Below are 20,239 nucleotides of genomic sequence, written 5' to 3'. Positions count from 1 at the left end.
GGGCGAACCTAGCCAACCGGCCCCGGGCGCGCATTCGGTCGGCCGCCCGATACCGCCCGGATCGAATCCCCGTTAGCTTGGATCGTGGGGGGAGATCCTCCTGGTCGCCCCACCCTTCCCGCCGCGCCTGGCACACTGCCCGCTCACGCCGCGACCGGCGTGCCGCGCGGCAGGGCCCACCTCGGCCGCTGCCCGCGCCCCTGCCGCCGCGCCGAACCCTGCGCCCCGAGGGCTGCCGGCGCAGCGGGGCCGGCCGGGTGCCCGGCGAGGTCGTTGGCCGTGACGGCGGTGGACCTGCCGGTCCTCAGGTCGATGACGACGCGGTCGCGCGCGGTCGTCGGATCGGGGCCGGCCGAGGGGTGGCGATCGCGGGCCGCGACCCAGCCACGCAGCTCCACCACCCGGCCGCCCCCGGCACGTTCCGCGGGGACGGCGACCAGCGGACCGGGCGCGGAACGCGCCCCCGGCAGCGCCGCGACCCGGGACACGTCGGCGACCCGGACCGCGCGGGCGGGCCGGGCCGGGGCAGCGGGGCGGGGCGCGGCAGCGGGACGGGGCGCGGCGGCGGGCCGCCGTAGTGGTGCCGGATGCGACCCGCGAGCGTCCCGGGCCGCCGGGCGGTCGGCGTCGGCGCGCGCCGGCACCGACGCCACCTGGGCGGTGGGGGCGTGCACGACCGCGGGCACCGAAGAGGCGTCCGACTCCGCCGGCCACCCGGCCCGGCGGGCGAACGCGGCCCGCGCCGCCCTCGGCAGCCGGGCGTACGCGACCTCGCGGACCACCGGGTCGGCGACGGCGTACCGGCCGTCGGGGCGGGTGACCAGCAGACCCGTCGAGGCCAGGGCGCGCAGCACCGGGGCGGCCCGCCCGGGGGCCCAGTCGAGCAGGCGCGCCACCGTCGCGGCGGTGATCCCCGCGCCGACGGTCGCGACGGCCATCAGCACGGCCCGCCGCGCCCCGTCCAGGCAATCCAGCCGGGCGTCGACCTCCCGGCGCACCGCCTCCGGTACGGACCGCCCCGCGTCCGGTGACGCCGCGTACGCGACGGCCCGCCCCGGATTGCCCCCGACCAGCGGCAGCAGCCGGGCGACACCCGCCGTCGGCCGCTCCGCCCGGCCGAGCAGGTGCCGCAGCAGCCGTCCGGTCTCGACCGGGCGCAGCGGCGGCAGCGCCAACCGGTGCCGCCGGTCCCGTGGGCCGGGCAGCACGTCCGTCCAGTCGGCACGGTGCAGGGTCACCACCACCAGCGGCAGCGACCGCGCGGTGGCCGCCGCGAAGAGCCGGTGCAGGAAACGGTGCAGCGTCGCGGTGGCCCGGTCGAGGTCGTCCACCGCCACCATCACCGGCTGCCGGGCGGCGAGCCCCAGCAGCGCCTCCCGCGCCACCTCGACGCCCCGCACCGCGTCGCCGGAGCCGTCCGGCGTGCCCAGCAGCGCCTCCAGCGCGTACACCGCCTCGGTCAGGCCGGCGGGCGGCACCAGGTCCGTGAGGGCGGCGGTGAGGCGCTGCCGTACCGTCGCGGGCGGCTCACCGTCGCGGAGGCCGGCGAGCCCGCGCACCAGGTCCGCGACGGGCGCCAGGGGCTCCGGGTACGGCGCGCAGTGCGCGACGCACCAGCGCACCGGCACCCCGTCCACGGTCCGTACCGCCCGGGTCAGCTCGTGCAGCAGCCGGCTGCGCCCACTGCCGGCGGGACCGACCAGCGACAGCCAGCGCGGGTCGCGGCCCCGCACGGCCCGGACGATCAGATCCCGGGCGGCGGCCAGTTCCCGCCGCCGCCCGACCAGCGGCCCCTCGTGCCGGGTCGGGGCCGGTCGGGTCGTGCCGGTGGCGTGCCACACGTCGACCGGCAGCGCCTTGCCGGCCAGGGCCACCGGCGGTACGCGGCGCTGGTCGACCAGCCCCACGGTGGCGCGGTGGGTGGCCGCGCAGAGCGCCACCCCGCCCGGCGGGGCGTACTCCTGCAACCGCGCGGCGGTGGTGATCACCGCTCCGCTGGCCACGCCGTGCCCGCCGTCGCGCGCCGCGGCGAGGTCCACCAGCGCCTCACCGGTGGCCACCCCGGCCCGGACCCGGAGGCACGGCGCGCCGGGCGGCGGTCGCCGGTCGAGGGCCCCCTGGATCTCCAGCGCCGCCCGCACCGCCCGGTACGCGTCGAACCCGTCGGACCGGCGGGCCCCGAACAGGGCCATCACCGCGTCGCCGACGTACTTCTCGACCACCCCGTGCCACCGGCGCAGCACCCCGCCCACGGTGTCGAAGTACGCCCGTTGCAGGATCCGCACGTCCTCGGGGTCGAGCCGCTCGACGAGCGCGGTCGACCCGACGATGTCGACGAACAGCACGGTGACCAGGCGTTTCTCCTCCGGTACCGGCCAGCCTGCCGAGGTGGACCGCTGCGAACCGGCGACGATGGTGGCCATGGGCATCGCACCCGCCTTCCCCACGGTGCTGACGACGCCTCGGACACTGTCACCGATGGGCCGACGGGGGATCTGCCGAACGACGTATGTCCACCCTGCGCAACCGTCGGTCGCGATCTCGACGCGAGGAGTACCACAGGCGCGAAAGACCCGTAGAACGGTGCGGGGGCACTTGACTAGGCTGCGTGCCATGGCCAGCGACGTGGACACCGCACCACTCGTCGGCCGGGCCGACCTGGTGACGACAGTACGGTCCGTGCTGCTCGACGACGTCACACAGGGGAACACCGCCGCCGTCTTCCTCACCGGCGAGAGCGGCGTCGGCAAGACCCGGCTGCTGCGCGAGGTGGGCACCCGGCTGCGCGACGCCGGTGCCCTGGTGCTCACCGGCTCCTGTCTGGACATCGGCGACGCGTCGCCCCTGCACCCGCTGCTCCAGGCGCTGCGCCGCCTCGACGCCGAACTGACCGGCTCCCAGGCCCGGACGTCCTCGGCGGTCCGTGACCTCCTGGGCGTGTTCGCCGAGGAGACCGCCGGCCCGGACGGCGCCGGGGCGCTGCTGGAGCGGGTCTCGCGGGGGCTGCACCTGATCGCCGAGGGACGGCCGCTGGTGCTCGTCCTGGACGACCTCCAGTGGGTCGACCGCAGCACCCGCCAGCTGCTGCTCTACCTGCTGGCCGGGTTGGGCGACCTCCAGTTGTCGGTGCTCGCGGCGGTACGGGCGGAGTCGTTGCAGGGCGCGCACCCGCTGCGCCGGGTGCTCACCGAGCTGCGCCGGCTGCGTACGGTGCGGGTGCTCGACCTGGCCCCGCTGGACCGGGCCGGCACCGACCGGCTCGCCACCGCAGTGGTCGGCCGGGCGCTCACCCCGGAGGCGGCGGAGCTGGTGTGGCGGCGCAGCGGCGGCAACCCGTTCGTGGTGGAGGAGCTGGCCCGCGACCTGCGCGACGGCCGCGACGGGCTCTCCGACACGCTGCGCGAGATCTTCCTGGCCCGGGTGGACGCGCTGCCGCAGCACGCGCACGCCGTGGTGCACGCGGTGGCGGCCGGCGTCGAGCCGGTGGCTCACTGGCTGCTGGCTCGGGTGGTGCGGCTGCCCGAGGACGAGCTGATCGAGGCGGCCCGGGCGGCGGTCGCCCACCGGCTGCTGGTGAGCGCGGACGACGGCTACCGGCTGCGGCACCGGCTGGTCGCCGAGGTGCTGGAGCACGAGCTGCTGACGGCCGAGCGGGCCGCCCTGCACCGCCGCTACGCCGAGGCCCTCACCGCGGCCCCGGCGGAGCTGCACCAGGCGCGCCTGGCGCACCACTGGCGGCTGGCCGGCGAGCCGGCGCGGGCGTTGCCGGCGGCGATGGCCGCGGCCCGGGAGGCCGAGCGGCTGCACGGCTGGGCCGAGGCGCACCGGCACTGGTCGGTCGCGTTGCAGCTGGCCGCCGCGCCGGGCGTCGCACCGCCGGACGTGGACCGGGTCACGCTGCTCAGGCACGCCGCCGAGGCCGCCCACCACTGCGGCGAGCACGCCCGGGCGCTGACGCTGATCGAGGAGCTGGCCGCCGCCGACGCCGATCCGTCGGCCTGCGCGCTGCGCATCCGCCGGGCCCGCTACCTGGCCGCCGCTGGCCGCTCGGCGCCGGCCGAGGCGGAGTACCAGCTGGCCCTGGAGGCCGCTGACTGCACGCCCCGGGAGCGGGCCACGGCGGCGGCGCACCTGGCCGAGCTGCTGCTGCACCTCGGCCGGTACGCCGACGCGGGCCGGCGGGCCCGGGAGGCGCTGGAGCTGGCCGCCGAGGTGCCGGGCTCCACCTCGGAGGTGGTGCTGGCCAGCGCCGCGCTCGGCTTCTCGGAGGCGTATCTGGAGGACCCGGACGCCGGGCTGGCGGTGATGCGCCGCGCGCTGGAGACCGCCGAGCGCTCGGGTCGGCCGGAGGACGTGGCGTGCGCGTACCTGCACCTGGCCGAGCTGCTGACCGGCCCGCTGAACGTGCTGGAGGAGGGCGTCGTGGTGGCCCGCCGGGGCGCCGAGCGGATGGCCGAGCTCGGCCTGGGCCGCACGTACGAGACCCGGCTGCTGGCCATCGCCACCAACGGGCTGTTCCGCGTCGGGCAGTGGGCCGAGGCGGAGAAGGTCGTCGCGGCGGCGTTGCGGCACCGCCCCTCCGGCGCGGACGCGGTGGAGCTGCTGCTGGCGCGCTGCCGGCTGTCGGTGGGCTACGGCGACGTCGAGGCCGCCGACCGCGACCTGGACGCGGTGGCCACGATGCTCGCCGGCGGCGGGGCGCGGCACGTGATCCCGCTGCTCACCCTGCGGGCGGGGCTGGCCATGTGGCAGGGCCGGCACGACCTGGCCCGGCAGGCGGTGCAGCGCGGCCTGACCGAGAGCCGCTCCGACGACGTGGGCATCCTCGCCGCGCTGGTGTGGCACGGCCTGCGCGCCGAGGCCGAGGCGCACGCCGGCCGGAACGTGGCCGTCGACCCGACGGCGGTGCGGCGGCTGCGGGAGGTGGCCGACCGGGTCGCCCGCAAGAGCGGGCACGCCGCCCGCCCGGTACGCGACGTGGTGGACGGTTTCCTGGCGCTGTGCGCCGCCGAGGTGAGCCGCCTCGACAGCAGCGACCCGGAGCTGTGGGCCCGCTCGGTGGCGCAGTGGGACCGCCGCCACCACCCCTACCCGGCGGCCTACTCGCGGCTGCGGCAGGCGGAGGCGCTGCTGGCCCGGCGCAGCCGCAGCGCCACCGCGGGCAAGCTGCTGCGCCAGGCGTACGAGGTGGCACAGGGGCTCGGCGCGGTGCCGCTGACCTCGGAGATCCGTACCCTCGCCGGCCGGGCCCGGGTGTCGCTGGAGGAACGTCCGGCCACCGACGCTCCGGCCGCCGGGGCGGACGGCGACGAGCTGGCGGCGCTGACCGCCCGGGAGCGGGAGGTCCTCGCCGCCGTCGCCGAGGGGCTCACCAACCGGGAGATCGGCCAGCGGCTGTTCATCAGCGAGCGCACCATCGGCGTGCACGTCTCGCACATCTTCGACAAGCTCCAGGTCCGCACCCGGGTGCAGGCCAGCGCGATCTTCCTACGCAACCGGGCCGGCTGACGCGCGGCGCGGATACGTCGTTCTACTGATCCGGCCGGCCATCGCCGGCTGGCAGGCTGTGCTGCGTCGCTGACGGCACGGGGGTGCCGGGGGAACCACTGTGGAGGAGAGATGACGGAACCGGTGTGGGGGCCCGTGCATCGGGACATCGTCGATCTGCTCGCCGACCATCCGGCCGACGTGCCGGCGGTGGTCGACCACCTCACCAAGCTCCAGGACATGCTGGTCCGGCTGCCTCCGCTGGAGGCGAGCTGCCCGCTGGCCGACTTCAACCGGCTGTACCTGACGATCACCGAGAACGTCCTGAACGGGCTCTACGACGACCGGTTCGCCGACCCGGTGTTCCTGTCCCGGCTCGACGTGGAGTTCGCGGCCCGCTACTTCGACGCGATGCGGCTGTGGACCGACTCCAGCCCGGGTACGCCGAAGGCCTGGGCCTGCCTGTTCCAGCGGATGCGCGGGCCGGACGCCCGCCCGCTGCCGTCGGCGGCCGCCGGGGTGAACGCGCACATCAACTTCGACCTGCCGTTCGCGCTGGTGACCACGTTCGACAGCCTGGAGTCGGAGCCGGTGGACGGCACCGACCAGCACCGCGACTACCTGGAGATCAACAAGATCTTCGCGGACAAGATCCCCGGCCTGCGCCGCGGCTACCTGGAGCGGTGGCAGCTGCTCATCGACATGCTCAACGGCGACATCGACGACTGGTACCAGGGGGAACTGGTCGAGTACACCCGCGACGTCGCCTGGCGCAACGCGCAGAAGATCTGGCAGTGCCGGCACGACCCGGCCGCCCACGAGTGCGAGCGCGCGCGGCTGGACGACACCGCCGCGGCGCTCGGTCGGTTGCTGCTCTCGCCCCTCGGGGCGTTCCTGCAGTAGCCGTGACGGGGGGTCCCCGCGCTCCGCACCCGGCACCCGGCGGAGCGCGGGGACGCGTCCCCGCCGGACCAGGGCTCGTTCGTCGGGGGGCGACGGGCCCGGGTCGGGGCACGGTCCGCGCGGCCCGGGGGGTCCGCGCGGCCCGGGACGGGACGAGGGGTTCGCGGGTCGGCCGGCCCGGGGGGTGTCGGCCGGCCCGCACCGGGTACGCCCGCGCCATGAGTCACCCGGCCCGTCGGCCCGCCGCCCGACCCCGTCCCCGGCCCGTCGCCCCGTTCCGTCCCGCCCGACCGGGCGACGCCCGGGGCGGCGCGCGATGACCGGCGAGGCGCACCGGTTCGCGTTCCGCTTCGACCCGGTCTTCCGGCCGGCGCTCGCGCTGGTGGGCGTCCGGCCGGCGACCGCCTGGGTCGGCGTCGACCGGGCCGAGCTGGTGGTCCGGTTCGGCCCGTGGCACCTGCGCACCGCCCGGGGCAACGTCGTCGGCGTCGCGCCCACCGGCCCGTACCGCTGGTGGCGGGGGATCGGCGCGCGCCTCTCGCTGGCCGACGCCGGCGTCACCTTCGCCAGCAGCACCGCCGCCGGGCTCTGCCTGCGCTTCGCCGAGCCGGTGCCCGCCCTGCTGCCCGGCGGGTGGCTGCGGCACCCCGGGGCGACGGTCACCGTGGCCGATCCCGACGGTCTGGCCCGGGTGCTGGCCGACCGCGACGGCGACTGAGCCGTCCCGGCTTCACCGTTCGGGCGGGCGGCCGGCCGGCGACCGCCTACGGTCGGGTCAGGACGGCCGAGGGTGGGGAGGGGGCATGCGTGACGAGCACGGGCCGAGGTCCCGGCGCACGCGTGGTCGCCGGCCGCCGCCCGCCGGCCCGCCACGGGACCTGCGCGCCGCCCGGGACCCCACCCGTCCCGGCGACCGCGCCGGACGCCCGGTCGCCGTCCCCGAGGCGCAGGCCAGCCCCGCCCGGCGCGCCGCGCCGCTGAGCCCGCTGCGCCGGTGGCTGTTCGCGCACCAGGTGCAGCCGGTCGGCCCCGAGGCGGCGGAGGGGCAGGCCCGCTCGCGGGCGTGGTGGCAGGTCATGTGCCTGACCGGGGTGGACTACTTCTCCACCCTGTCGTACCTGCCCGGGATCGCGGCCGTGGCCGCCGGGGCGCTCTCCCCGCTGGCCACCCTGCTCATCGTCGCGCTGACGCTGTTCGGCATGCTGCCCATGTACCGCAGGGTGGCCCGGGAGAGCCCGCACGGGCAGGGCTCGGTGGCGATGCTGGAGCGGCTGCTGCCGTTCTGGCGCGGCAAGATCTTCGTGCTGGTCCTGCTCGGCTTCGTGGCCACCTCCTGGATCATCACGATCACCCTCTCCTCGGCCGACGCGACCGTGCACCTGCTGGAGAACCCGCACATGCCCGAGAGCGTCGGCGGCACCGGCGTGGCCGTGGGCGTCACCGTCGTACTGTTGCTCGTCCTCGGCGGGGTGTTCCTGCTCGGCTTCCGGGAGGCGGTCGCGGTGGCCGTCCCGCTGGTGGCGGTTTTCCTGGCCCTGAACGCGCTGATCGTGGCGGACGGGCTCGTCGGGATCGCGGCGGACCCGCGGCCGCTGTCGGACTGGACCGCGGCGCTGACGGCCGGTGGTGGCCCCGGGGAGGTGGCGGTGACCGCCGTGCTGGCGTTCCCGCTGCTGGTGCTGGGGCTCTCCGGCTTCGAGACGGGGGTGAGCATGATGCCGCTGGTGGCGGGCGGGGGCGCGGACCGCGAGGCGCGGCTGGCGGCGCGGATCCGCAACACCCGCCGGCTGCTCACCACCGCCGCGCTGGTCATGTCGGTGTACCTGGTCTCGACCACCCTCGTGACCACCGTGCTGATCCCCGCCCGGGAGTTCGAGCCGGGCGGGGCCGCGAACGGCCGGGCGCTGGCGTACCTCGCCCACGAGCGCCTCGGCGAGACCTTCGGCACCGTCTACGACGTCAGCAGCGCGCTGATCCTCTGGTTCGCGGGTGCCTCCGCGATGGCCGGCCTGATCAACATCGTGCCCCGCTATCTGCCCACCTACGGGATGGCGCCGGAGTGGGCCCGGGCCGTGCGGCCGGTCGTGATCGTCTACACCGTGGTCAGCGTCGCGATCACCCTGATCTTCCGGGCCGACGTCAACGACCAGGCCGGGGCGTACGCGACCGGCATCCTCGCGATGATGGTCTCCGCCGCCGTGGCGGTCACGATCTCCGCGGCCCGCCGCCGGGAACGCGTCGCGGCCGGCGGCTTCGCCGTGCTCACCCTGGTCCTGCTGTACGCCCTCGCCGAGAACGTCGTCGCGAAGCCGGACGGCATCGCCATCTCCGCGCTGTTCGTCCTCGGCATCGTGGCCGTCTCGCTGGTCTCGCGGGTGACCCGGACCACCGAGCTGCGCACGGACCGGATCGAGTTCGACGAGCCGGCCCGCCGGTTCATCGCCGAGTCGGTGGCACACGACGGCCGGCTGCACCTCATCGCGCACAAGCGGGCCGGCGGATCGGTCAAGGAGTACACGGTAAAGGAACGGGCGCAGCGGTCGATGAATCCCGTGCCCGGCGAGGGCGACATCCTCTTCCTGGAGATCGACGTGGTCGACCCGTCGGACTTCAGCCAGGTGCTGCGGGTGCGTGGCGTGGAGGTGGGCGGCTTCCGGGTGCTGCGGGCCGGCAGCCCGGCCGTCCCCAACGCCATCGCGGCGATCCTGCTGGCGCTGCGCGACGCCACCGGCGTACGCCCGCACGCCCACTTCGAGTGGTCGGAGGGGAACCCGCTCGCGCACCTGCTGCGCTACCTGATCCTCGGCCGCGGCGACACCCCGCCCGTCGTGCGGGAGATCATCCGCAAGTCCGAGCCGGACCCCGCCCGTCGGCCCGGCATCCACGTCGGCGGCTGACCGCGCTGCGCTCCCTCACCCCTGTCGAGGTGAATAGTTCGCTTATTCATGTTTGACGGACTTGCCCGATTCTCGCCCGTATCGTGACCTCCGGTGGCTGTCGCGACGTCAGCCGCCCCGCGTCCCGTTCGACGCGGCCGTGTCACGCACGCACGAGAGGCAGGGAAGCCTGATGACGACGTATCAAGGGGGCCGGCGGGCGGCACCACCCAGGCGGCGGTCGAGGTGGTTCTTAGCCGGCGGCCTCGTGGCGGGCAGCCTGGTGGCGGGGGCGGCCGGGCTCACGGATGGCGCCGCCTTCGCCGCCGACCGGGACATGCCGACCGCCGCACCGACCGCCTCGCCGTCGCCGTCGCAGTGGGCCGGCGACCACTCCGGTGGGCCGCGCGGCGACGCCGTCGAGGACCGGGACCAGGCGCGCGAGGAGCGGCGCGGCGGGCAGCGGGACGACCGCCCCGGACGGCCGGGCCAGGGGAACCGCGCGGAGGTCGCGGTGCCGTGCGACTCGACGAAGCTGATCTCGGCGCTGGTCCGGGCCAACGCCGAGGGCGGCGCCGACCTGCGGCTGGCGCCGAAGTGCACGTACGAGCTGACCCACGCCTTCCAGCAGCCCGACGAGTACGACGGCGGGATCCGCGACGCCCGGGAGACCGCCGACAGCGCCGAGAACCCCGGCGACGCCGAGGCGCCCCCGCGCAACCCGCAGCACGACCGGGCCGGGCTGCCCGTCATCTACCACCCGATCTCCGTCCGGGGCGAGGGGGCCACCATCGTCCGGAACGGGCACGCCGAGGCGTTCCGGTTCTTCACCGTCCGCGACGGCGGGGAACTGACGCTCTCCGACGTCGTGCTCCGCAACGGCCTCTCCGCCGCCGAGGGTGGCAGCATCCACATCGTGCACGGCGCGTCCGCCGTGGTCGAGCGCACCACGATCGTCGACAGCACCTCCCTCTCGGCGGAGGGAGGCGGCGGTGGGATCTTCAACGACGGGCACCTGGTGGTCACCGGGAGCACGTTCGTCGACAACCACGCCGCCGGCACCGCGGGCAAGGGCGGGGGCCTGCTCAACGGTGGCGTGCTGAGCCTGGAGAACTCGCAGTTCCGGGGCAACAGCGCCGTCGCGTACGGCGGTGGCTTCGCCAACTACCGGGGCGCGGCAGAGGTGCACTCGAGCACCTTCGCGCGCAACAACGCGGCGCAGGGCGGCGGCCTCGCCAGCTTCTCGGCCCGTACCCGGGTCGCCGACACGAAGGTGGTGGGCAACACCGCCCAGACCGGCGGCGGCATCGCCAACTCGGACGCGTTGATCTTCCTGCGCGGCCTGGAGGTACGCGACAACACCGCCACGGGCAACGGCGGCGGCATCTCCACCGTCCAGGGCCTGCTCCCGCTCGACGACAGCGTCGTGTCGGGCAACACGGCGCGCGGATCCGGCGGCGGCATCCACGCCCAGAAGTCGAACGTCCTGCTGCGCCGCAGCGAGATCGAGCGCAACCACGCCGTCGGCGCGAAGTCCACGGGCGGCGGCGTCCTCGCGTCGCTGGGCCGGCTCTCCCTGTACTCCAGCACGGTGGCCGGCAACGTCGCCACCGTGAAGCCGAGCGGCCTCCACGTCGACAAGGCGCAGGTCAAGGTCGACGACGAGACCGACATCATCGACAACGAGCCGACCAACTGCGAGGGCAGCCGGGTGCCGGTCGCGAACTGCTTCCGGTGACCCGTCGCGGGCCGTCCCAGCCGGGACGGCCCGCCCCGCCCGGGGCGCGTCCGGCCCCGCCGGCGATCATCGCGATCGCGGCGGACGGTGCCGAACGCGCCCCGCGTGGCGGACGGCTCAGCCGAGGGCGCGCAGCCGGGCGGCGAGGTCGCCGGCGAAGAAGTCGAGGAAGCCGTCCGGGTCGGGGCCGGCGTTCTGCAGCACGACGTGGTCGTAGCCGGCCTCGACGTACGGGCGGACGGCCGCCACGTGCGCCTCCGGGTCCGGCCCGACGGAGAACAGTTCCCGGACGTGCCGCTCCTCGACGTACGCGCTGGCGGCGTCGAAGTTGACCGGGTTCGGCAGTTCGCTCATCACCTTCCAGCCGGTCACCATCCACCGGCTGGTCTCCAGCACCGCGCGTACGGCCTGCTGGTCGTCGGTGGCCCAGGCCATCGGCACCTCGGCGTAGCGGGGACCGTCGCCACCGGCCTGCCGGTAGTGCTCGACGATCGACGCCTTCGGCTCGGTGACGAACAGTCCGTCGCCGAGCTCCGCCGCCATCGTGGCCGAGGACCGGCCGCTCGCGGCGACCGCGATCACCGGTGGGGTCTCCGGCAGGTCGAAGATCCGGGCGTCCTCCAGGTGCAGGTGCTTGCCCTCGAACGAGTGGTAGCCGCCCTGCCAGAGCAGCCGGATGATCTCCACCGCCTCGCGGAGCCGCTCGTGTCGGCCCCGTACGCTGGGAAAGCCCTGCCCCACCACGTGCTCGTTGAGTCGTTCCCCGGCCCCGACGCCGAGGGTGAACCGGCCGTCGGAGATCAGCGCCAGGGTCGCCGCGGCCTGCGCGATGATCGCCGGGTGGTACCGGCCGGTCGGGCAGGTCACCCCGGTGGCGAGGCCGATCCGTTCGGTCTTCGCCGCGACCGCCCCGAGCACGCTCCAGGTGAACGACGAGTGCCCCTGCGTGTCGAGCCACGGGTGGAAGTGGTCGCTCATCTCGACGAAGTCGAAACCAGCCTGCTCGGCCCGGACGGCCTGGCGGATGATCTCCTGCGGTCCGTACCCCTCCGAGGCGAGCTTGTAGCCGATCCTCATGCCGGTGCTCCCGTCCCGTGCGGCGCTGGTGGCGCAACGCCGGTTCCCGTGGCGGGGGTCGACAAACGTCGGGTCGCGCGGGACGCCACCCCCGATGACCCAGCCTCCTAGGACGCCCTACGCGGTGTGGCTGGCGTCGGCAGGAGGGACGGAGTCGGGGAGTCGGCGTGGCGTACCCCGGACACGGCTCGGCCCGCGCCCGAGTGGGCGCGGGCCGGAGGAGTACGTCCTACTTGGACGGCTGGGGCAGTTCGCAGTCGACCTTCGGGTTGGCCCCGATGTAGTTCAGCGGTCCGGCCACGATGGTCACCAGGATCGTGCCGGCCTCGGCGCAGTTCGTGTCGTCGCCGCTGTAGTAGCCGCGCTGCCCGGCGGCGACCGCGCCGATGATCAGCCAGATGACGACCAGGACTCCGAATATCGACGTGCCGCGCATCGCTGCCTCCGCAAAGGTGTGGTGGATCGAGGTGCTGGGCGTTGTACCCAATCGCGATGAACGGCTAACGGTCCCGCCGCCGAGGAACGGCGCGGCGGCCGGCCGGCAGGTGGGCGGGACGGGCCCGCAGGGGCCGATGCGCGGTCATCTCCTCGCGTTTCGGCCCTGAACGCCGACATCGCGGCGCCCCGGGGCTCGGGGCGCCGCGATGTCGGCGACGGCGGATCGGTCGTGCGGCGGTATCCGATCCATCCGGGTACCGCCGTCCGGCGCCGACGGGAAAAGCGGCAGCCGGGGCGGCAAAGGTCAGGCGTCCGCGCCGCCCACCGGGGTCGGCAGGGCGGCGGCCGCCTCCTGCGGGGCGCCGGCGAGCACCTTCGCCTGCTGCGGCCAGGTCGCCAGGCTCGGCGCGGCCCGCAGCCCGGCCGCCCGGATCGTCTCCCGCAGGGCGGCCTCGTCGAGCTCCGCCAGCTGCCGGTACGTCCGGATGCCGGCCGCCTGCAACGCCGCCGCCATCTTCGGGCCCACGCCCTGGATCCGGCGGAAGTCGTCGGCGGCGTCGGAGTCGGTCGCGTCCACCTCGCCGCGCGGCGCCGGCACGACCACCGGCACGGCCGGCGCGTCGGCCGGCGTCGACTCGGGCTCGACGGGTGCGTCGGCGGCCGTGGCCGGCTCGACGGCGGTGGCGGTGGCCGGGGTGGGCTCGACCGCGGTGGCGGCGGCCGGGGCAAGCTCGACCGTGTTGGCGGCGACCGGGGCCGGCTCGACCGGCGTGGGCTCGACCGTGTTGGCGGCGACCGGGGCCGGCTCGACCGGCGTGGCGCGGGTCGGCTCCGGCTCGGCGGGTGCGTCGGCCGGCTCCGGCTCGACGGCGGAGGCGGCCACGGCAGCGGGCTCGGCCACGGGCTCAGCAACGGGCTCAGCCGGGCCGGCCGCGGTGGGGACGGGTGCGGTCTCCGGCTCGGCCGCGGTCACGCTCGTCGGCGCCGCCGAGGTGGCGGGGGCCGGGACGGGCTCCGCGTGGGCGGTGGGAAGGGCTTCCGTGGCGGCGGCCGGGACGGGCTCCGCGTCGGCGCTCGGGGCGGGCTCCTCCGCCGGGCGGCGGTCGACGGGGCCGGTCACCTCGGCGGCCAACGGCAGCACGACCTCGTGCCCCGGCCGTACGTCGGTGGTGGTGCCGGACGGCACGGGGTCGGCGTCGGGCGCCGGCACCGGGTCGCCGGTCAGCGCCATGTCGGCCGGGTCGACGTCGTCGGCCCGGGACGCGTCGGCCGCGACGACCGTGGCCTTCGGGGCGTCGGTGCTGCCCGGGTCGGCGTCGGTCGGGGCGTCGACCCCGGGCGCGGCGGGGACGCGGTCGGCGACCGCCTCCGGCGCGGGGTCCACGGTCACCTCGGGGCGTGCTTCGTCCAGGGTGGCGACGGGCGACGGGTCGACCACCACGGCGGTCATGCCGGCGACCGGGTCACCGTCCACCATGGGCGAGCCGTGGGTGGCGACCGCCGCGTCCCGCCGGCCGCGCCCGAACCAGCCGCCCGCCAGACCCACCAACAGAGCCACGATCAGTATCAGCCAGTGCCCGAAAGACCACGCCACGGCAAACCTCCCTATCGTTCACGTCCGGAAACCCGCGAGAAAAACTCGCCGCAGCTTCGCACACGCCCGACGACGCCGACAGGCAGGACCGGGTGCCCACCGTGGCGGCGGGACGGGTCGCGACGGGCGGTGTCCGCCGGGGCGACGGAGGGTCGCCGAGTCCGCTGGCGGTGGGCGGGCAGGCGGGGACCCCGGCGCCCACTGGCGGCGCCGGGGTCCCGGTCGGACGGTCAGTCCTCCTCGCCCCGGTAGCTGTAGAAGTCGTCGACGAAGCGCCGCGCCAGCCGGGGTACCCGGCTGGTGACGCCGAAGTAGCCCCGCGCGCCGAGCAGCGCGAGCCGGCCGACGACCGGCTTGTACATCCGGTCGTCCCCGCTGGTGCCGCTGCGGTTGAGCGAGTCGGCGACCCGGGCGAACCCGTACGGCACCATCGCGGCCTCGTAGTCGGCCACCGCCTGGAGCAGCGTCTTGTCTCCGGTGGCGGCCAGTCGCAGCTGGCGGCAGAGCAGGGCGGCGTCGCGCAGGGCCGTGTTGGCGCCCACCCCGCGTCCCGGCGTCATCGTGTGGATGGCGTCGCCGAGCAGGGTGACGGTGCTGCTCTTCCAGGGCGGCACCGGCTCGCTGGTGGACACCCTGATGGGCAGGGCGCTGCCCGGGTCGCTGCGGGCGAGCAGTTCACGCAGGTGGGGGTGCCAGTTTCGGGTGAGTCGCAGGGCGAGCAGGACGAGGTCCTCGCCGCGCAACTGCATGACGTCGCTCGGGAAGCGGCGGGCCGTGCTCCAGACGACCAGGTTGATGTTGTCGCGGGTGTTGTCGTGGCGCAGCCCCGGCCAGCCGCGCAGCAGCTCGGCGTCGGCGGGGTCGACGCCGGGCTTGAGCGTGCCGTCGCGGTCCCACTTGAACTCCATCACGTGCAGCACGCCCATCATCCCGCCGGTGCCGAAGATCAGCGAGATGCCCTGTTCGATCCGTTCGGGCAGCAGCCCCCGGGTGTGCGGGGTCAGGGGGATGCGGGTGGCGATGTTGATGGTGCCGGCGTCGCGGGTGACCGCGTGCGGCAGGTACTGGCGGCGTACCGCCGAGTGCGTGCCGTCCGCGGCGACCAGCAGGTCGCCGGTGGCGGTGCTGCCGTCGGCGAAGTGCGCGGTCACTGTCCCGTCGTCGCGTTGGTCGTACCGGGTGAAGGCCTTGTCGAAGTGGACGACGTCCTCCATGCCCGTGAGCAGGACCTGGCGCAGGGTCATCCGGGCGACGGACCGTTCGGTGTTCACCGGGTCGGTGTCGGGCCGGAGCGTGAACGAGGCCGTGCGCCGCATGCCCTGGGTGATGACGTTGAAGTAGCGGGGGGAACGGGCGCAGGTGGCGAGGTAGACGTCGAACAGGGCGGGCGGCAGGCACTCGCGCAGCGCGCGACTGCCGGTCGGCCCGATGCCGACCCGGTAGCCGAGCAGCCCTTCGCCGCGGGTGCGGTACCGCTCGTAGACGGCGACGCTGATGCCGGCACGGCGCAGGCCGTGCGCCAGGCACAGCCCGCCCGTGCCGGCCCCGACGATCAGGACGTGGGGTGGTCTGGACGACATGGCGACCGCCCCCGTTCAGCCGGCCGGGTGCGCCGCCGCGTCCGCGGCGTCCCACCGGTAGAAGCAGCCCGCGATCGCGTCGCGCGGCGAGCGCCAGGTCGGCAGGTACGGCGTGGTGTGCGCGGAGAGCCGCTCGTTGACCTGGCGGTAGAGCGGGTGGTTGCGGGCCTCGGCCAGCGCGTCCGGGGCCACGTCGGCGGTCTCCATCAGGTGTACGCACAGGTCGTGCAGGCAGTACAGGGACCGGTGACGGACCCCGGTGAGGGCGGGTAGTTCGGTCGCGTCGGACTCGGCGAAGATCTGCGCCACCCGCCCCTCCGCGCCCGGGATGATCCTGCTGACGATCAGTAGACGGCTCATGGGACCCCTCTCGCCGGTGGCGCTCCGCGACCGTGTCGCAGACCACGGACTGTTGTGCGGCCACCGTGCCCCGGCGACTGTCACCTGTCCGTCACTCGCCCCGCCGCGCCGGTGACGCCGTCTCAGCGCGCGCGGGGCGCGATCCGGTTGGACGGCGGCCGGCGGGGCCCGGCCAGGGCGGTACGGGTGGCCTCGCGGATCGGCGCGAGAGTGTCGTCGAGTAGTGCTGTCATCGCCGCCGAGGGCTCCAGCCGCAGTTCCCGCAGCAGCAGGTCGCGGTAGACGTAGAAGGCGTGCACGGCCTCGAAGGCGTTGCCCTCGGCGAGGTGGATGCGGACCACCAGCCGGTGCGGCGTCTCGCGCAGGGGTTCGGCGGCCATCGCCTCCAACGCGGCTTCGAGCGCCGCGCCGTGGCGGCCCGCCGACAGGTGCTGGCCGGCCAGTTCCTCCAGCATGTGCAGGCGCAGCTGGCGCAGCCGCTCCCGGTCGGCCAGCACCCAGTCGTCGTACCAGCCGGGGAGCAGGTCGTGGCGGCCGGCGGCGAGCGCGGCGGCGGCGCAGGGGTCGTCGCCGTCGCGTACCCGCGCGGCCGTGCCGACGAGCGCGTCGACGTCGACCCGGACGGCCGGGCCGAGGGCGACCGTGTCGCCGGAGGTGGTGATCGGGCAGCAGGGGTCTTGGCGCAGCCGCCACAGCGCGGTCCGCAGGGACGACAGCGCGCGGTCCTCGGGCGCGTCCGGCCAGAGCAGGCCGGCCAGGTTGCTGCGGGTGGCGCCGGGGCGCAGCCCGATCAGGGCGATGACGCGTTGCAGGCCGCGCGGCACCACGACCGGGGCGTCGCCGTGCAGCAGCCGGAACCCGCCGAGCAGGTGCAGGGAGATCTCGGCGTCGGCCCGGCAATCGGTGGTCGGCGTCGATCGATCAGCGGCCACGGCGGCACCCCCTGCGGAACGCTCGTCCCGACTCGTCTGCTGTCCCCGGCGCGGCTGCCCATGACCCCACTGTCGGATCGCTCCGCCGCGGCACGGCGTCGCACGCCGCGGCCGCCGGGCTGACCGTGACGAAGATTATCAATTGTGGTCACTCTCGGTCAATGTCTTGTCCGGGATGGCGCTTGCCTGCCGGCGTCCACGAGAACCCTTCCGAACTGCGGATAGTCCACACCGGATGATCGGTGCCGCACAGCGGGTACACAGCTGGCGTCAACGCAGCGTCACGGAAGCTGCGTCGCCGCTCGGCGGTCGCCGGTGACGCCGCCGTGACGCCGGGGGCCGGATCGTGTCGCCAGTCGTCCGGCTAGGCCGGTGCCGTCGTCACCGACGCCCGATGCCGTGGAGGGAGGCCCATGGACCGTTCGCTGATCGTCGCGAAGGTGGTGCCGAGCGCCGAGGCGCGTGTCGCCGAGATCTTCGCCGATTCCGACGCGACCGAACTGCCGCGCCTGGTCGGGGTCCGGCACCGGTCGCTCTACCGACTCGGTGACCTGTACGTGCACCTGCTGGAGACGGAGTCGCCGGGCGGGGCAGCGGTCGAGGCGGCCCGGGGACACCCCGAGTTCGCCAGGGTCAGTGCCCGGTTGCAGCCGTACGTGTCGCCGTACCTGCCGACGTGGCGGGAGCCGCGTGACGCGATGGCCCGCTGCTTCTACCGCTTCGACGCCGCGCCCGTCGGGCGGTCGTCGTGACCGCCACCGCGCCCCGCGAGGGGCAACTCTGGTCCCGCTGCGGTGGCTGCGCCACCCTGCTCTACCGCAAGCGGCTGCGGCGCAACCTCGACGTCTGCCCCGAGTGCGGGGCGCACGCCCGGGTCGACGCGCCCGAGCGGCTGCTCCAGCTCGTCGACCCGGGGTCGTTCACCGCCCTGCCGGAGCGGCCGGCCGAGGTCGACCCGATCGGCTTCGTCGACCTGCTGCCGTACCCGCACCGGCTCACCGCCGCGCGGGCCGGCACCGGGCTGCCCGAGGCGGTCGTCTGCGGCACCGCCACCGTCGGGCGGCAGCCGTGCGTGCTCGCCGTGATGGACTTCCGGTTCCTCGGCGGCAGCCTGGGCTGCGTCGTGGGGGAGCTGATCACCCTGGCGGCCGAGCGGGCCCTCGCCGACGGGGTCCCGCTGGTCCTCGTCACCGCCTCCGGCGGGGCGCGGATGCAGGAGGGCGCCCTGTCGCTGATGCAGATGGCCACGGTCAGCCAGGCGATCGCCGCGCTGCGGGAGGCCGGCCTGCTCACCGTCAGCGTGCTCACCGACCCGACGTACGGGGGCGTGGCCGCCTCGTTCGCCACCAACACCGACGTGGTGCTCGCCGAGAGCGGCGCGCGGATGGGCTTCGCCGGCCCCCGGGTGATCCGGCAGGTCACCGGCCGGGACCTGCCGGAGGGCTTCCAGACCGCCGACTTCCTGCTGCGGCACGGCCAGGTCGACATGGTGGTGCCCCGGCACGCCCTGCGGGGCCGGCTGGTGGCGCTGCTCGTCGCCGCGCGGGCCGGGCGGCGGCCGGCGGCGCGTCCCGGCGTACCCCGGCAGGAGCCGTCGCCGCTGGTGGCGCGCCCGGCCGGCGGTGCCGCCGCGACGACGGCGCCGGGCCCGGGCGGCGACGCCTGGGAGACGGTACGGCTGGCCCGGCACCCGGGTCGCCCGACCACGCTGGACTACCTCGAGACGGCGTTCGACGGCTTCGTCGAGCTGCACGGCGACCGGCTCGGCGCGGACTGCCCCGCCGTGGTGGGCGGGCTGGCCCGGCTCGACGGGCGACCGGTCATGGTCATCGGCCACCAGAAGGGACACACCACCGCCGAGCTGGTCGGGCGCAACTTCGGCATGGCCAGCCCGGCGGGGCACCGCAAGGCGCTGCGGCTGATGCGTCTCGCCGCCCGCCTCGGCCTGCCGGTGGTCACCCTCGTCGACACCCCCGGGGCGGATCCCGGCGTGCGGGCCGAGGAACAGGGCCAGGCGGCGGCCATCGCGGAGAACATCCTCGCCCTGACCGTGCTGCCCACCCCCGTCGTCGCCGTGATCACCGGCGAGGGCGGCAGCGGCGGTGCGCTGGCGCTCGCGGTGGCCGACCGGGTGCTCATGCTCCAGCACGCCGTCTACTCCGTGATCAGCCCGGAGGGCTGCGCGGCGATCCTCTGGCCGGACCGGGGCGCCGCGCCGCAGGCGGCCCGCGCGCTGCGGCTCACCGCCCCCGACCTGTGCCGGCTCGGGATCGTCGACGACCTCGTCCCCGAGCCGGCCCCGGCCGCCCACCACGACCCGCAGGCCGCCGCCCGGGCGCTGCGCCAGGCGGCGCTGGCGCACCTGCTGCCGCTGCTCGACGTGCCGCCCGCGACGCTGGTCCGCCGCCGGCGGCAGCGCTTCCGGCGCTTCGGCGCCGCCCGCCTCGGCGCCCGGGCGGGTGCCCGGTGAGCGCCGGCGCGATCCGGGCCGCCGTGCCGCCGGCATCCGGGCCGGCGGCGGTCGTCGCGGTGCCGGCACCCGGCACCCGGACGGCCCCCGACGCCCACCCGACGCCGCGGACGCACCCCACGCCCGGCCCGCATCCCGCGCCCGACGCGGACCGCTCGCCCGACGCGGGCCGGTTGCCCGACGCGGCGCGGTCGCCCGACGTCGAGCGGGCCGCCGGCCCGGTGCCCGCACCTCCTCCGCAGCCGTCGCCCGGCGTCGCGCGGGCGTCCGGCCTGGAGGCGGCGTCGGACTCGGAGGCGGCGTCCGGCGTGGAGGCGGCGTCGGGCGCGGAGGTGGGGCAGCAGGTGGACAGCGTGCTCACCGGGCTGCGGCGGCACGCCCGGCACCTGGCGGCCGAGCTGCCCGGCCCGCTGCGGCGGATCAGGCTGCGCGGCGGCGACACGGTGCTGGAGGTGGAGTGGCACGCCGCCCCGGCCGGGACCGCCCACGCCGCCGCCACGGCGAGCCCGGCACCCCCGCCGACCGCCGCGCCGCCGCAGGGGTACGCCGTGCGGTCGCCCATCGTCGGCACGTTCTACCGCGCGCCGGAGCCGGGCGCTGCGCCCTTCGTCGCCGTCGGCGACCTGGTCCGTCCCGGGCAGGTCGTCGGCATCGTCGAGGCGATGAAGCTGATGAACGAGGTGACCTCCGACCGGGGTGGCCGGGTCGTCGAGGTCCTTGCCGCCGACGGCCACCCGGTCGAGTACGACCAGCCGCTGGTCGCGCTGGACCCGGCGTGAGGGGC

15 protein-coding genes are annotated in these 20,239 nt (G+C 76.0%); 8 read left to right on the top strand and 7 right to left on the bottom strand.

Features of this window, described 5'->3' with window-relative positions:
- Positions 1-143 precede the first annotated feature (143 nt).
- Positions 144-2,429, bottom strand: coding sequence for an AAA family ATPase (locus ACGFNF_RS06535; protein ID WP_357576312.1), 2,286 nt, complete (start codon positions 2,427-2,429; stop codon positions 144-146).
- 184 nt (positions 2,430-2,613) lie between these two features.
- Between ACGFNF_RS06535 and ACGFNF_RS06530 the strand changes: the two genes are divergently transcribed.
- The 5 genes from ACGFNF_RS06530 (at position 2,614) to ACGFNF_RS06510 (ending at position 11,004) form a co-directional block, all read left to right on the top strand.
- Entirely contained in the window at positions 2,614-5,508 is a 2,895-nt protein-coding gene (locus tag ACGFNF_RS06530; protein ID WP_357576311.1) for an AAA family ATPase, read from the top strand.
- 111 nt (positions 5,509-5,619) lie between these two features.
- Positions 5,620-6,390 carry a DUF5995 family protein gene (locus ACGFNF_RS06525; RefSeq protein ID WP_357576310.1) on the top strand — a complete coding sequence of 257 codons (771 nt, stop codon included), beginning with the start codon at positions 5,620-5,622 and terminating at the stop codon, positions 6,388-6,390.
- Between the two features lie 316 nt (positions 6,391-6,706).
- Positions 6,707-7,108 carry a hypothetical protein gene (locus tag ACGFNF_RS06520; RefSeq protein ID WP_357576309.1) on the top strand — a complete coding sequence of 134 codons (402 nt, stop codon included), beginning with the start codon at positions 6,707-6,709 and terminating at the stop codon, positions 7,106-7,108.
- 85 nt (positions 7,109-7,193) lie between these two features.
- Positions 7,194-9,287 carry an amino acid transporter gene (locus tag ACGFNF_RS06515; protein WP_357576308.1) on the top strand — a complete coding sequence of 698 codons (2,094 nt, stop codon included), beginning with the start codon at positions 7,194-7,196 and terminating at the stop codon, positions 9,285-9,287.
- A 172-nt stretch (positions 9,288-9,459) separates the two neighbouring features.
- Positions 9,460-11,004, top strand: coding sequence for a hypothetical protein (locus tag ACGFNF_RS06510; protein WP_357576307.1), 1,545 nt, complete (start codon positions 9,460-9,462; stop codon positions 11,002-11,004).
- Between the two features lie 117 nt (positions 11,005-11,121).
- Here ACGFNF_RS06510 and ACGFNF_RS06505 read toward each other — a convergent pair whose 3' ends face one another.
- The 6 genes from ACGFNF_RS06505 to ACGFNF_RS06480 all read right to left on the bottom strand — a co-directional run bounded on the left by ACGFNF_RS06505 (position 11,122) and on the right by ACGFNF_RS06480 (position 16,985).
- On the bottom strand, positions 11,122-12,081 hold the full coding sequence (locus ACGFNF_RS06505; RefSeq protein ID WP_393166215.1) for a TIGR03557 family F420-dependent LLM class oxidoreductase: 960 nt from the start codon (positions 12,079-12,081) through the stop codon (positions 11,122-11,124).
- A 229-nt stretch (positions 12,082-12,310) separates the two neighbouring features.
- Positions 12,311-12,517 (bottom strand): hypothetical protein, encoded by a 207-nt coding sequence (locus ACGFNF_RS06500; protein ID WP_091630565.1) that lies wholly within the window; start codon positions 12,515-12,517, stop codon positions 12,311-12,313.
- Between the two features lie 306 nt (positions 12,518-12,823).
- On the bottom strand, positions 12,824-14,113 hold the full coding sequence (locus ACGFNF_RS06495; RefSeq protein WP_393166213.1) for a hypothetical protein: 1,290 nt from the start codon (positions 14,111-14,113) through the stop codon (positions 12,824-12,826).
- 230 nt (positions 14,114-14,343) lie between these two features.
- A complete protein-coding gene (locus ACGFNF_RS06490; protein ID WP_393166211.1) occupies positions 14,344-15,693 on the bottom strand; it encodes an FAD-dependent oxidoreductase in 1,350 nt (449 codons plus the stop codon).
- Between the two features lie 15 nt (positions 15,694-15,708).
- Positions 15,709-16,053, bottom strand: a complete 345-nt coding sequence (locus ACGFNF_RS06485; protein ID WP_132234744.1) for a TcmI family type II polyketide cyclase — start codon at positions 16,051-16,053, stop codon at positions 15,709-15,711.
- A 122-nt stretch (positions 16,054-16,175) separates the two neighbouring features.
- The gene (locus tag ACGFNF_RS06480) at positions 16,176-16,985 is read right to left on the bottom strand and encodes a BTAD domain-containing putative transcriptional regulator (RefSeq protein WP_393166210.1); all 810 of its coding nucleotides are present in this window, start codon (positions 16,983-16,985) and stop codon (positions 16,176-16,178) included.
- 413 nt (positions 16,986-17,398) lie between these two features.
- Here ACGFNF_RS06480 and ACGFNF_RS06475 point away from each other — a divergent pair, with 413 nt between their 5' ends.
- The 3 genes from ACGFNF_RS06475 (at position 17,399) to ACGFNF_RS06465 (ending at position 20,234) form a co-directional block, all read left to right on the top strand.
- Complete coding sequence (locus ACGFNF_RS06475; protein WP_132234740.1) at positions 17,399-17,737, top strand: TcmI family type II polyketide cyclase; 339 nt, start codon at positions 17,399-17,401, stop codon at positions 17,735-17,737.
- On the top strand, positions 17,734-19,455 hold the full coding sequence (locus ACGFNF_RS06470; protein WP_393166208.1) for an acetyl-CoA carboxylase carboxyltransferase subunit alpha: 1,722 nt from the start codon (positions 17,734-17,736) through the stop codon (positions 19,453-19,455). The genes ACGFNF_RS06475 and ACGFNF_RS06470 overlap by 4 nt, the downstream gene beginning before the upstream one ends.
- A 221-nt stretch (positions 19,456-19,676) precedes the next feature.
- Positions 19,677-20,234 (top strand): biotin/lipoyl-containing protein, encoded by a 558-nt coding sequence (locus ACGFNF_RS06465; protein WP_357576402.1) that lies wholly within the window; start codon positions 19,677-19,679, stop codon positions 20,232-20,234.
- Positions 20,235-20,239: the final 5 nt, after the last annotated feature.

Origin of the sequence: Micromonospora sp. NPDC048868, assembly GCF_043198195.1 — a bacterium.
GTDB classification, from domain to species: Bacteria; Actinomycetota; Actinomycetes; order Mycobacteriales; family Micromonosporaceae; genus Micromonospora; species Micromonospora reichwaldensis.
This window is presented reverse-complemented; position numbering and strand designations above follow the sequence as displayed.

Excerpts from the sequence above, each read along its gene's own strand:
- ACGFNF_RS06510 (WP_357576307.1), top strand. The coding sequence starts at position 9,460 with ATGACGACGTATCAAGGGGGCCGGCGGGCGGCACCACCCAGGCGGCGG.
- ACGFNF_RS06490 (WP_393166211.1), bottom strand. The coding sequence starts at position 15,693 with ATGTCGTCCAGACCACCCCACGTCCTGATCGTCGGGGCCGGCACGGGC.
- ACGFNF_RS06520 (WP_357576309.1), top strand. The coding sequence starts at position 6,707 with ATGACCGGCGAGGCGCACCGGTTCGCGTTCCGCTTCGACCCGGTCTTC.
- ACGFNF_RS06500 (WP_091630565.1), bottom strand. The coding sequence starts at position 12,517 with ATGCGCGGCACGTCGATATTCGGAGTCCTGGTCGTCATCTGGCTGATC.
- ACGFNF_RS06505 (WP_393166215.1), bottom strand. The coding sequence starts at position 12,081 with ATGAGGATCGGCTACAAGCTCGCCTCGGAGGGGTACGGACCGCAGGAG.
- ACGFNF_RS06515 (WP_357576308.1), top strand. The coding sequence starts at position 7,194 with ATGCGTGACGAGCACGGGCCGAGGTCCCGGCGCACGCGTGGTCGCCGG.
- ACGFNF_RS06485 (WP_132234744.1), bottom strand. The coding sequence starts at position 16,053 with ATGAGCCGTCTACTGATCGTCAGCAGGATCATCCCGGGCGCGGAGGGG.
- ACGFNF_RS06475 (WP_132234740.1), top strand. The coding sequence starts at position 17,399 with ATGGACCGTTCGCTGATCGTCGCGAAGGTGGTGCCGAGCGCCGAGGCG.
- ACGFNF_RS06535 (WP_357576312.1), bottom strand. The coding sequence starts at position 2,429 with ATGCCCATGGCCACCATCGTCGCCGGTTCGCAGCGGTCCACCTCGGCA.
- ACGFNF_RS06530 (WP_357576311.1), top strand. The coding sequence starts at position 2,614 with ATGGCCAGCGACGTGGACACCGCACCACTCGTCGGCCGGGCCGACCTG.
- ACGFNF_RS06525 (WP_357576310.1), top strand. The coding sequence starts at position 5,620 with ATGACGGAACCGGTGTGGGGGCCCGTGCATCGGGACATCGTCGATCTG.